14 protein-coding genes are annotated in these 12,448 nt (G+C 29.8%); 2 read left to right on the top strand and 12 right to left on the bottom strand.

Annotation, left to right across the window (positions count from 1 at the left end; genetic code table 11):
• Window positions 1-269: 269 nt before the first annotated feature.
• From KQI86_RS09620 to KQI86_RS09585, 7 genes are all read right to left on the bottom strand, one after another.
• The gene (locus KQI86_RS09620) at window positions 270-956 is read right to left on the bottom strand and encodes a phosphoribosylaminoimidazolesuccinocarboxamide synthase (RefSeq protein WP_216439057.1); all 687 of its coding nucleotides are present in this window, start codon (window positions 954-956) and stop codon (window positions 270-272) included.
• 415 nt (window positions 957-1,371) lie between these two features.
• Window positions 1,372-1,530: a hypothetical protein gene (locus KQI86_RS09615; RefSeq protein ID WP_216439056.1), complete on the bottom strand. Its 159-nt coding sequence runs from the start codon at window positions 1,528-1,530 to the stop codon at window positions 1,372-1,374.
• Window positions 1,531-1,642: 112 nt separating this feature from the next.
• Window positions 1,643-2,566 carry an aminoglycoside phosphotransferase family protein gene (locus KQI86_RS09610; protein WP_216439055.1) on the bottom strand — a complete coding sequence of 308 codons (924 nt, stop codon included), beginning with the start codon at window positions 2,564-2,566 and terminating at the stop codon, window positions 1,643-1,645.
• A 179-nt stretch (window positions 2,567-2,745) separates the two neighbouring features.
• Entirely contained in the window at window positions 2,746-4,569 is a 1,824-nt protein-coding gene (locus KQI86_RS20500; RefSeq protein WP_343216160.1) for a TRC40/GET3/ArsA family transport-energizing ATPase, read from the bottom strand.
• 2 nt (window positions 4,570-4,571) lie between these two features.
• Window positions 4,572-4,880 carry an arsenite efflux transporter metallochaperone ArsD gene (gene arsD / locus KQI86_RS09595; RefSeq protein ID WP_216439054.1) on the bottom strand — a complete coding sequence of 103 codons (309 nt, stop codon included), beginning with the start codon at window positions 4,878-4,880 and terminating at the stop codon, window positions 4,572-4,574.
• A gap of 136 nt (window positions 4,881-5,016) precedes the next feature.
• Window positions 5,017-5,406 carry an ArsR/SmtB family transcription factor gene (locus KQI86_RS09590; RefSeq protein WP_216439053.1) on the bottom strand — a complete coding sequence of 130 codons (390 nt, stop codon included), beginning with the start codon at window positions 5,404-5,406 and terminating at the stop codon, window positions 5,017-5,019.
• Between the two features lie 150 nt (window positions 5,407-5,556).
• Complete coding sequence (locus KQI86_RS09585) at window positions 5,557-5,976, bottom strand: arsenate reductase/protein-tyrosine-phosphatase family protein (protein ID WP_216439052.1); 420 nt, start codon at window positions 5,974-5,976, stop codon at window positions 5,557-5,559.
• A 223-nt stretch (window positions 5,977-6,199) separates the two neighbouring features.
• On the opposite strand from KQI86_RS09585, the gene KQI86_RS09580 reads away from it, so the two are divergent.
• Complete coding sequence (locus KQI86_RS09580) at window positions 6,200-6,673, top strand: DUF3997 domain-containing protein (RefSeq protein ID WP_216439051.1); 474 nt, start codon at window positions 6,200-6,202, stop codon at window positions 6,671-6,673.
• Window positions 6,674-6,716: 43 nt separating this feature from the next.
• On the opposite strand, the gene KQI86_RS09575 is transcribed toward KQI86_RS09580, so the two are convergent.
• Together KQI86_RS09575 and KQI86_RS09570 are read right to left on the bottom strand one after the other, a co-directional pair.
• Window positions 6,717-7,835, bottom strand: coding sequence for a LolA family protein (locus KQI86_RS09575; RefSeq protein WP_216439050.1), 1,119 nt, complete (start codon window positions 7,833-7,835; stop codon window positions 6,717-6,719).
• Between the two features lie 361 nt (window positions 7,836-8,196).
• Window positions 8,197-8,733 carry a nitroreductase family protein gene (locus tag KQI86_RS09570; RefSeq protein ID WP_216439049.1) on the bottom strand — a complete coding sequence of 179 codons (537 nt, stop codon included), beginning with the start codon at window positions 8,731-8,733 and terminating at the stop codon, window positions 8,197-8,199.
• A 172-nt stretch (window positions 8,734-8,905) separates the two neighbouring features.
• Between KQI86_RS09570 and KQI86_RS09565 the strand changes: the two genes are divergently transcribed.
• Window positions 8,906-9,076, top strand: coding sequence for a hypothetical protein (locus tag KQI86_RS09565; RefSeq protein ID WP_216439048.1), 171 nt, complete (start codon window positions 8,906-8,908; stop codon window positions 9,074-9,076).
• A gap of 41 nt (window positions 9,077-9,117) precedes the next feature.
• On the opposite strand, the gene KQI86_RS09560 is transcribed toward KQI86_RS09565, so the two are convergent.
• Genes KQI86_RS09560 through KQI86_RS09550 form a run of 3 tightly spaced genes read right to left on the bottom strand, consistent with a single transcriptional unit; the run spans window position 9,118 to window position 12,404 of the window.
• Window positions 9,118-10,224: a LolA family protein gene (locus tag KQI86_RS09560; protein WP_216439047.1), complete on the bottom strand. Its 1,107-nt coding sequence runs from the start codon at window positions 10,222-10,224 to the stop codon at window positions 9,118-9,120.
• Between the two features lie 51 nt (window positions 10,225-10,275).
• The gene (locus KQI86_RS09555; RefSeq protein WP_216439046.1) at window positions 10,276-11,703 is read right to left on the bottom strand and encodes a HAMP domain-containing sensor histidine kinase; all 1,428 of its coding nucleotides are present in this window, start codon (window positions 11,701-11,703) and stop codon (window positions 10,276-10,278) included.
• A complete protein-coding gene (locus KQI86_RS09550) occupies window positions 11,700-12,404 on the bottom strand; it encodes a response regulator transcription factor (RefSeq protein WP_216439045.1) in 705 nt (234 codons plus the stop codon). Before KQI86_RS09550 ends, KQI86_RS09555 begins: the two co-directional genes overlap by 4 nt.
• Between the last annotated feature and the right edge of the window lie 44 nt (window positions 12,405-12,448).

The raw sequence follows: 12,448 nt of genomic DNA, 5'->3' as shown, positions 1-12,448 counted from the left end.
CATGTAAAGTATATATTATGTATAGAAGACATAGAAGTGATATAAGTCATATGCTTCATATTACTTATGTAATAAAAAATTAACACTTAAAAGGATTAGATTTAGTTTTGCTAAATCATTAGATATTTTAATAGATTTAAAATACATACTTAGTAGATAGGTAGTTTAAAAAAAGCCCTAATCACATATTGAATCGGGGATGATTCATACTGTAATTAGGGCTTTTTAATATTAATTTTATCTTGTTATTTTCAGTTTTAAATTATAAATTATTCGCCTAGCATTAATTTTTCTAATACTAATGGTTCTATATATTTTCCATCCTTGTATGCTCTCATGTTTCCACCTGAAATTTCGTCTATTAAGGCAATATGTTTATCTTCTCCTACTCTTCCAAATTCAAACTTGATATCATATAGTTCTATATTTTTTTTAGCTAATTCATCTTTTACTACAGCGCTTATTTTCTTAGTAAGTTCTTTTAGTATTTTATATTCATTTAGTGTTAGTATTCCTAGCATATCTAAAGCATCTTCACTAATCGGTGGATCCTGACGTGCGTCATCTTTAAGAGTAACTTCTACAAAGGCATCTAAAGTTTGTCCATCTTTAGCATACATACCATAACGACGCATAAAGCTTCCAACTGCTCTGTAGCGACAAATTACCTCGAGACCATTTCCAAACAATGTAGCTGGTTTTACTGTCATTGTTGCCTCTTCTATATTTGCATCAACGTAGTGTGTAGGTATTCCTTCTTCTTTTAATCTTTCGAAGAATAACTTAGTCAATTTAAGCCCTGCTCTTCCTACTCCGTCTATTGTTAAACCAACAGTATTAGCACCTGGATCAAAAACTCCATTTTCTCCTGTTACATCATCTTTAAATTTAAGTAGATAATTCCCATCTTCCAAAGCATAAACATTTTTTGTTTTTCCTGTATACACAAGCTTCATCAAATCCACTCCCTATTTAATATAAATTTTGTGGTGATATATTATATATTTAATTATATACTAATGTTTTCTTAAAAATCAAGAATATTATTCGTTATATTATCTATTATTTTTCGTTATATGACGTATTATTTTTAATTATATTAATTAATTATGCATATCATTAATGTTTTACACTGATTTTTTCTTTATTATATTAGTCACCTAAGTCACTTTTAGCTTCAGAATGAGCTTTTATATAGAGAAGCAAAATCAAAAAAATCCTTATCACTTTCGATGAAACCAAAACCAAAGCAGAAAAACTTAGGGTTTCATTTAAATAAAATATTTTTGAAGAAGAAAAAAGCTCCTACAAATGGAAGAAGCTTATAATAAAAATCATTCTTAACTAAGTTCAATAGATATTTTAATTTATCTACCTTTGTCTTAATTCATTATATATTTGTTGTAAAATATATAGACCAGGAACTAGAAAACCTGCAATTCCCAATAGTATCATTAACGACTCTCCACCCATTGAGCCTATTGATAATCCTAAAAAACCCGTTATAAAAGAAAGTATAATTAGTGCCATAGTTTATTCCCCTTTTTACCTTTAAATTTTAATTAATAAGTAATTAACCCCTGCTTAAAACATTAATATTATGTATTGCAATCATTCCTTTTTGAATTTACGGTGTTTTTGTTCATTTTCTATATCTCATAAAATTGTCCTTATACCAATGAGGTATTATGCTTTGAAAATTATCATAGTCCTGGAAAGTCATCATAGCACGTCTTTTCATTCCCTTTATTTCGTTATCTCCGAATTTTTCTGACCAAGCAATGGAAAACAAGGAAGCGTGAGCTACATAAACAGCAAGAATCTCCCAAAACCCTCTTGGTGGTTGATGATCAAAATATCCGTCAATCTGTCCAATAGAGAAAGGAATACTAACTTCTACGTCAAAACTTTGTACCTTATAAAATTCTTCGTATGGATCACCACATTCCCATCTATTAAAATCGATAACGCCTAGATGCTTATCGGGAGTAAAAATTAGATTTCCTACATGAAAATCTCCATGCTTATACACAGGTGGTAATAGATCTATTTTATCTATATTACTTTTCACGTAATCTATTACTAATTGATCGTTATCTATACGAACTGAACTATTTTCGTATCTTTCTAATTTTTGAAGTTTCCTTTCCTTTTTATCTTTAAGTGGTATGTCAACATCCTCAACATCTATTGAGTGGATTTGCTTCAAGACTTTTCCAGCTTGTATACCAAGGTCATACTGTTCTTTTTCTGCTAGTTTTTCCATTGCTTTTCCTAATGAAACACCTTCAACCCAATTCAAAAGCATATAAACATTCTTCTTATTATTACAAACGCCTATAGATATGGCTTTTGACATTTGAAAATCTAAAGTATTAAATTTTTTTATGATTTCAAACTCTTTTATTTTAGAATTTAAATAGCTTATATCAGAAATTCGCAACAACAACTTGTTTCCTAAATAATCTTCAACATAATATTTTACATCACTTGACCAACCGCTGTTGATTTTCTCAATGGTTTTCCATGTATAGAGCTCTGTAATATCATGCAATTCTTTATACATCTTCATCACCTCAAACTGTGTAAGCAATCTTTATAGGATAATTATACCATATGTAAATACCGTACTATTTAATTTTCAAGGATATATCCGCAAATCCTGTAATAATATTTTTACAGACTTCACAACTCTAATACAAAAACACAAGAGAGCTACAACTTTAGCTCTCTTATTATCTTTCACTATTGATATATTTTCTCTGCAATATCAATTAAAATATCCAGTCCTTTTATTTCTTTATTGAACATAGGTACTTTTAATATTGATGCTTCATTAAATGTGCTCTCTATTTCTCTTAAATATTTTTCTTGCATATGTCTTCTGTTCTTAAAGAAAGAAGTGTTCGCTTCTTCTTTTGGTATTATAAGATTAGATACAACAAGCTGAGTTTTAATGCCCACAGTTTTTAACTCTTCTGAAGCCCTATATGCTTCAATGATTGGAGTCTTTTCTGGATACATAACAAAGGAGAAGGTAGTAACATTTTTATCTTTCATTAGAGCTATTACCTTATCAAACTTTTCTTTTTCCTTTCTATCCTCCTGGCTTATTTCCGTTGAAAGTCCTGCCTTCATCTGAATTTGTTTGCTCCAATCCATAGGTAATTCTAAAAGTCTTAATGTATGACCTGTAGGAGCTGTGTCGAATACAATTACATCATATTTTTCTTCACTGGCATAGGATATAAATTTTTGAAAGGCAGCCATCTCTTCGGTACACGGAGAATTCAATTCTTCCTCCATGGTTAATATGGTATCCTCATTGAATTTACCTTTCGCATCTTCTAGTATATTATTTTTATATTCCTCAAAAGCTACTTTAGGATCAATTTTAGCAGCATAAAGATTATCTATTCCTTCTACTTTTGTTACTTCATCCCCTATAGGCTTATCTAAAACCTTCCCTATATGAGCTGCTGGGTCAGTAGTTAACAATAAGGTTTTGTAACCTTCCTTTGCAGTTTTAACTGCCGTTATGCAGGCCATAACTGTTTTACCTACTCCACCTTTTCCAGAAAAGAATATATTCTTATGAAGTCCTTCTTTAGGGAGAATCAACTCCTTTATATTGGAGCTTTGCTTCATAGATATGCTTTCAAAGTTTCCATAATCTATATTTATAGCTTTATCTACCTTTTTTCCTTCAAAAAGTATGGATGCTGATAATCTAAATCTATCTACTCCCTTAAGTTCACTGTCAAAGAGCTCCATAGTATTTATACCTAAATCTTTAAACTCATCATAGGCTTTTTCCAAATATTTTTGCTGCATATGGTATCTAGATTGAAAGAAAGTATTTACCGCTTCATCTTTAGGTATAAATCCATTTATAATAATTTTTGTAGCTTTTATGCCTAAATCCGCAAGTTCTTTTATGGATCTATGGGTTTCATCTAGAGATGTTTGTTCAGGCTGCATTACAAATATAAAATCTGTAATATTTGTATCTCTAAGCTTTTCTATAGCATCATCAAACTTATCTTTACTATCCTGAATCATTGAGACAGGTCCCATGCAGGTTTGACCACTGCCCTTAGCACTTTCTTCAATATGTTTACTCCAGTCTACTGGTAGCTCCAATAGCCTAATAGTGTGACCTGTAGGTGCAGTATCGAATATTACAATATCATATTCACTTTCACCCATGAAATCTATAAACTTATCAAAGGATGCCATCTCTTCAGTACAAGGGCCGCTAAGCTGTTCGTCTGCAATTTTTATCATTTCCTCATCAAATAATTCCTTCATAGGTGCTAAAAGTCTTTCCTTATACTCTTCTGTAGCTTTATCTGGATCTATTTCCATGGCATAAAGATTATCTATATTATTTATTTTAGTTGTTTTATGTCCTATTTCCTGTTCAAAAACATCGGATAAGTTGGCAGCAGGGTCTGTGGTAACTATTAAAGTTTTGTACCCTTTATTAGCATAGTATACCCCTGAAGTGCAAGCCATGGAGGTCTTTCCTACTCCACCTTTACCCGAAAAAAATATAAATTTGCTCACCTTTATTCACCTCTTATAGCTTTTTCTAATTCTTCTAATGTAGGATAGTCCCCCTGTTTTATTACTTTTCCATTATAAACTGTAATAGGTAATGCCTTTTTACCCACTTCTTTCATAAGTTCTCTTACCCCTTTATTAGTCATAAAAACTATTGGACTTTGCTGTGGTTGATATCTATGAATACTTATTTCCTTATAATTCTTTTTTAAGTATTCTATATTTTCGCTAAGCCTTACTAATCTCTCATCCACACTAGGACCACATATTCCTGTAGAACAACACATTGTAGGTTCAAAAAATTCTAATTTCATAATATTATCCTCCTATAATCTTTATAAATTAAATCTTTATTATTAGGTTCTATATATCTACTATAGAAAAGCATCATACACATTACTACATTCACATATACTCATATAAGCATTATATGTAACATAGTTTTATATGCTACACATTATCTTCTTTAGTGCAAATTGATTTTCCCCTATTTAAACTTATGGTATTACAATCTAACTTTGATTCTCTATATTTCTTTAAATTATCTATGTCAATTTTACATTGTTCTATATTCATTAGCTCATCATTTAATATATGCTCTATGAACTCATGATGTTTTATTTTATCTTCTTTTAATTTGTAATATACAAACTGAGCTTTTTTATAGCTTTCTATTATCTTTGCACTGCTTAATCTGTTTAAATGTCTAGACACATTAGACTGTGTCATCTCCAATATATATTCAATTTCACATACACAAAACTCTCCGTTGTTCAGCAAATTTAAAATCCTAATTCTATTTTCATCACTTAATGCTTTTAATGTAGTAATTAAATCCATACTTTCCTCCTTGTATTAATATAATAACATGATTACATTCATATTCTATCATATAATATATAAAAGCTTTTCTTTATCAATGCTTTCCTATTCCATTAATATGCTTATCATAGTTTAATATTACCATGCTAAATCAAATATATTTGCTTCCTATCTATCATTTAAATTAATTTCATTTTTCTCAATTCTATATGCTAAATCCTTAATCTTCTCTTCAATTGCCTTTGCTGTTTTTATAAATTCTTCATTGCTCTTTCCTGTTGGATCTTCCAATCCCCAATCTTCTATATGCTTTGAAGGTAAAAATGGGCAAACAACATTACAACCCATTTTTATAACAATATCTACCTTTGGTATATCTTCAAGTAGTTTAGAATATTGAGTTTCCTCCATGTCTATATTATATAAATCCTTAATTGTCTTTACCGCATCTTTATTTATTTCTGGCTTTCTCTCTGTGCCTGCTGAATAGGATTGAAAAACCTTTGAACCAAATAGTTTCCCTAAAGTTTCTGCCATTTGGGATCTACAAGAATTATGTACACATATAAATGCTACTTTAGGTTTCATATTATCATCCTCCTAGAGAAAATTATTTCTACCATTAAATCTATTATTTACGCCAAAGATTATATGATTAAATTCAAATATAATCATATAACTAAATTTTATCTCTGTCAATAATTCTTTAGATATAAAGGAGGAATTCCCAATTTTATGTATAAATAATTAATATAGCCTATATTTTAAATGATAGAGTCATATATAAAATTTAAGATTCGAGGATGTAATTATGATAAAACAAAATAATATTACAAAAAAATTATTAATACCTATAATTTGGTCTGTATTTATATTGAGTATTGCATTTGTAAGCCTTGTATTATTTATTCAATTTACAGGGGTTTATATTGGCCCTGGTGCATCTGATTTTATTTTACCTTTAGGAAATAGTAATTATGAGTTGTCAAGAACATCTAAAACCATGGCTTGTATAAACAAATATGTTAAGGATGAGCTAAAAGAGGTTGTTGCTCCAACTGTTCAAGAAATGGCTTATGATAATAGTTTTATCATGGTAAAACAATACCCTTTAGAATCTACGGATAATGAAGATGACATACAATATTGGATAATAGACATAAATAAAAAATCAGAATATGGCCCCCTTAGCGAAGATGAGTTTAATTCGAAAAAATTAGAGTTCAAAATAAATACTACTCTAAAATTAAAGAACGTTGATAGCTATCGTAATGATAAAAATTAAAAATAAGCACCTCTCAGAAATGATTTTGAGAGAGTGCTTCTATTTAATTAAACATCTCCATTTCATTCAACTCTTTTATAAAGTCTTCTATTTTTTCAAAGTTCTCATGTGGAATTATACTATAACTTATATCTTCTTCTGGCCAAAGAATAACGCTTTTGACGCCTTTTAATATATATCCCTTTTGTCCTCTTATAGTAATCTCTTTTGCACCAGGAATTTTACTATCATTGAAATTAACTTTATTGCCCTTCCTAAGTCTCATTTCAAAATAAGGTTTCCCATCTTTTTCATAATCCATAGTTATTTCATTATATAACTCTTCACTTTCATACTGTATAAGCTTAATGTTTTTAATTTTGTAAGAAGATAACTCTGGAAAATATAAGAATGGATTTCCTAAAAAGTCTCTCACTTCTTTTAACGTCATGGTTTTTGTCTTTGGGCCAGCTTCCTCAATATTTTCTATCTTTACTCCTTCTGGAATTTTTTGAGTAAATATTTCATCCGGAAGTTTAGGTGAAAAATCAATTTTTACATATTCCTCTTCAATTTTTGTTCCTCCAGTAAGAACACCTATGGTTTTAATTACGCTCCAATTCTTTTTATTTATCCACATGTCTTGTTCTAAAAACATAATGCTCTCTTCTTTTGGTACTGCTCTTATATGATAGGTATTCATACCATTTATCTTTTCTTCTCCAATAATACTTATATCATGATTTTCTATATTTTCTTTTATATACTGCAAAATTATTTTGTTATATTGTCTTCCAGAGTTTATAGGCATATCTGATTCATCTATGTTTTTCATAATTGAGGCTTTTCCAGCTCTATTATCATATGTAATAACGGTATCTCCATCACTTGTAGATACAGATTCAAGTTCATTGTTATCAGAATAGTATTCTCTTCTGATTTTCATTTTACCATTAGAAATATCCTGCCATTCCTTCTCAGTAGCACCGTTAGTGATTTTATTATCTTTATCGTATGCGCGTACTCTTGCCTCACTATAATAGGATTTTAGATTATTTTCTGCTTCAATAGCGTTGGCTACTATGGTCTCTGGTAAAATACTGTTTTTGCTTCCACACCCCGTTAGTGCAGTAATACTCAATACCCCTGCCATAATTATAAAAGCAATTCTTTTTTTAATCATTATAGTCTTTCACTTTCCTTTCTTATAATTAATTTCACTTAAAATTTCTTCTCTCTGGTTTTTAATTAATATAATTACACCATACTTTGTTAATTCTTCAATCTTATTTCTTTTCCTCCTTATGCATCCAATCTGGAAGTGAAAGCTTCTCCATGTACATCTGTATAACTTAAAGAAAGTGAAGGTTTAATTTCAGATAAAGAGCTAAGCACGCATTGAAGCCGCTCCAATAAAAGGTCGCTTTTTCACTACATACTTAGCTCTTTTATGTTCTACAAATATATTTTCAAACATTGATTATTATACGTATTATAAATACTTATACTTAAAAATACTATGTGCCTTGGCTATTCTCTATATTCTAAGGTGTATACTTATTTTCGTAAGAGTTAAAAAACACCTTATCATATTTTAAAGATTCTTCACTACGTGGTTCTTTGTTTTCATCTGGATATCCTATGGCAACTATGGATTCTACTCTCATGTTTTCCGGTATGTTTAAAGTTTTACGTACATGTTCTTCTGCTTTCATATCCTCATTATGTTTTCTTTCTCTGATCTGAATCCAACAAGAACCAAGTCCCATTGACTCTGCTACCAATTGAATAATTATAGTAGCAATGGATGTATCCTCTACCCAAACATCACTAATATTAGGATCACCAAGAACAACAATTCCTAGAGGTGCTTCTTTTAAAAATGCTGACCCAGCTTTTTTAGATAATGCTAATTCCCCTAATGTGTTTTTATCTGTTACAACGATGAATTCCCAAGGCATGGTATTCTTTGAAGATGGAGATAAAAGAGCCCCTTTAACTAAAGCTTCAATCTTCTCTTTTTCCACTTCCATATTCTTGAATTTTCTAATGCTTCTTCTGCTTTTTAGTAAATCTAACATTTTAATCCCTCCATTATATTAATTTCAATTCATGTTATACTATACAATTATTGTATATAACATTGCTCTATAATTCAAATGTATTGATGGTTTAATTATAGATATTTACTATGTAATATCCCTAATTTTAGAGAATATATAATAAGTAAAAGCAAATTCTATGGGGGATATTATGTCCAGAAAAAAAGTTATTGATTTTGAGAGGGAAAAAAGCATAAAAGAACTAAAAAAAATAATAAAGAATTTATCATGGGATTTTTATGAACTTGGAGAGATTGATTTTCATGATTGGCCTACTTCTGTTATAAAAGCCACAATAAATAATATGAAGGATGAAAAATAATGAGCACCCTCTCAGAAATAATTTTGAGAGGGTGCTTCTATTTAATTAAACATCTCCATCTTATCCAACTCTTTTATAAAGTCTTCTACTTTTTCAATGTTTTCATAAGGAATTATACTATATCTTACATCTCCTTCTGACCAAAATATAATAGAAATATTATCTTTAAACATATTTCCCTTTTGTCCTCTTATAGTAATCTCTTCTGTACCAGGAATTTCACTAGCATCAGAGTCAATTTTCTTTCCCTTTCTAAGGCTTATACTAAAGTAAGGTTTATTGTCCTTTTGATATTCCATAATTATTTCATCATCTACTGCTTCACTTCCATACTGTTGAAGCTTAATATCTTTAATTTTATAAGAAGATGACTCTGAAAAATATGCGAAGGGCTTTCCTAAAAAATCTCTTACTTCCTTTAAAGTCATAGTTTTTGTCTTTGGTCCAGATTCATTAATATTTTCTATCTTTACATCTTTTGGGATTTCTTGAGTAAATATTTTGTCATCAATTTTAGGTGAAAAATCAATCTTTGTATATTCACATTCGATTTTTGACTCTGAATCATGAGAAATAATCTTAATTGTAAACCAATTTTCTTTATCTATCCATATGTCCTGCTCTGAAAATATAGTATTCTTTTCTTTTGGCACTGCTTTTATATGATAAGTATCCATGCCATTTATTTTTTCTTCTCCTACAGTACTTATAGCATGGCTTTTCTTTATATTTTCTAAAAATATTTTAGTTTGCTCTCTTTGAGTTCTTATAGGCATATCTGATTCACTTAAACTTTTCATAGTTAAAGCTTTTTTATCTTTGATCATATATGACACAACATTATTTCCATCATTTGTAGTTACAGTTTCAAGCTCACCCTCATTGGAATAGGACTCTGTTCTAACTTTCATTTTACCTTTAGACGTATCATGCCATTCTTTCATAATACTATCTTCAACAATCTTATTATCTTTATCATACAAACGGATTCTTGCTTCTCCGTAATAGGATTTCACATTATCTTCTGACTCCATAGCGTGAGCTACTATTGTCTCTGGTAAAATACTTTTTTGTGTTCCACATCCTGAAAGTGCAGTAACACTTAATAGTCCTCCCATAATTATAGAAACAATTCTTTTTTTAATCATAATAATTTTTCACTTTCCTTTCTTAATTAGCATAATACTTGAATCAGGTAGTCATGGAATAAAACAAGCTATTAATGTACCTGTTTCTTTACTTGATAAAACAATCATGCTGCCGTTATGCTTGTCAATAATTAGTTTTACTATACTTAATCCTAGACCAGTTCCCACTTTTTTATTTCTTGAATTATCCACCTTATAAAAAGGTTCCATAATCCTCTCTATATCTTCCTGCGGTATTTCTTCTCCTTGATTTTTAACTAATATAACTACGCCGTCTTTTCTTAATTCTTCAATCTTATTTTTTTCCTCTTCATCTATACAATCTGGAAGAGAAAATTCCTTTGAAAAAGCACCCATATAAATTGATTTTCCTTCTGCTGTATACTTAATAGCATTACTCATCAGATTATCAATTACCCTTATCATCTGTTTAACATCAACTCTATAGTTTCCTCTAACTTTTATATGAGTTTTATAATTTATATTGCTTTTTCCACAAACTTCTTCATAACCTGAAAGAAGCATTTGAAAAAACTCCTCTCCATCTACCCCTACAAAATCCATGGTATAACTTGAAGTAAGTATTGTGTACATGAGTAAATCCTCTAGCATGTTACTCATATAGTCACATTTACTCAATATTCCTGAAGCATATCTTTTATTTTTTTCTTCCCTTTGGGAATTGATTAATTCTGCATAAGCTCTTATGGATGTTAATGGCGTCTTTAAATCATGGGAAATTGCTGCTATCATATACTCCTTTGACTTTTGCTCTTTTTCTATTTCATAATCTTTTTCCTTGATTTCCCCCTTCATATTATTAAAGTGACTTATAAGTTCTCCAATTTCATCCTTTGATTTATAAGTTATAGAAGTTTCTTCTCCTTTTGCAAAATCCTTTATTGAATCTATTAATAGCAATAGTGGTTTATTGAATTTCCTATCCATCAATTTAATCATAAGCATTAACACCCCTGTAAATATCCCAACAAATACGATGATTGCTATAATAGTAGCGTTATTCACCCCTTGGATTATTTTTGTTCTTACTATGCTTATTTGGTAAAATCCAATTAAATCCCCCTCATAAAAAACAGGCTTTTTTAAGGTATCTAATTTAAATCCATGCTTTATTTCATAGAGATTTGAATAAAGCTCTTCTCTAGAAATTGGATAATATACATTCTCACTAATAGATGAAGATAATCTAACTCCATTTCTATCATATATCTCTATCTTAGTACTATTTCTGTCCTCTTCATCAATCAAATCCCCCACATTAAAAGAATGATTATTAAATAATTCTTTATCGCTTAGTCGTTTATCGTATTTTTCAAATTTTTTTATATTATTTATGTAATCATCCATTTCCGTTCGTTTATTATAGCTTTGTATCCAAAAGAAAAGCATGATACTTGTTAATATAGGAATAAGCATTACTGTTACATAGGATAGAGTAAGCCATTTTTTTATCTTCATACTAATCTTTCCCCTACAAATCTATAACCAGTACCCCATACAGTTTCAATGAACTTTGGATTTTTAAGATCATCCTTTAATTTTTCTCTAATTTGTTTTATATGGACAGTAACCGTATTGTTTCCATCCATGTCCTCTTCTCCCCATATAGTTTCATAGAGCTCTTTTTTACTAAAAACTCTCTTTGGATTTTGCAACATCAATACAAGTAATTCGAACTCTTTAGATGTGAAGTGAAGATTTGTACCATGGATTTCTACATACTTCTCCTTCTCATTTACAGCTAGTCCATTTTCATATTTTAAAAAGTTAGCATTTTCATCTATACCTTTATATCTTTTATATCTTCTTAAATTACATTCTATCCTTGCCTGAAGTTCAATCAAACTAAAGGGTTTTGTCATGTAATCATCGGCTCCTAAATTTAATCCCTTCACCTTGTCATAATCTTCACTCTTTGCACTAAGAATTATTATGGGTATGTCACTTGTAAGTCTTATATTTTTACAAAGGGTTAATCCATCCATTTCAGGCATCATAATATCTACTATTAGCAGCTGAAATTTATCCCTTTTAAATTCCTCATACCCCTCTTTTCCTGTAGATGCCCAAAGAGTGGTATAACCGTTATTTTCAACATACTCCTTTATGCATAGAGCTATTTCTGCATCGTCTTCAACGATTAATATTTTCTCATTCATAGAAAGGTCCCTCCTACGCTTTTAATTATACACTCTATTTATGG

This window comes from Clostridium mobile (genome assembly GCF_018918285.1).
Taxonomy (GTDB): domain Bacteria; phylum Bacillota; class Clostridia; order Clostridiales; family Clostridiaceae; genus Clostridium_AW; species Clostridium_AW mobile.
Note: the sequence above shows the minus strand (reverse complement) of the source record. Positions and strands in the feature narration are given on the sequence as shown.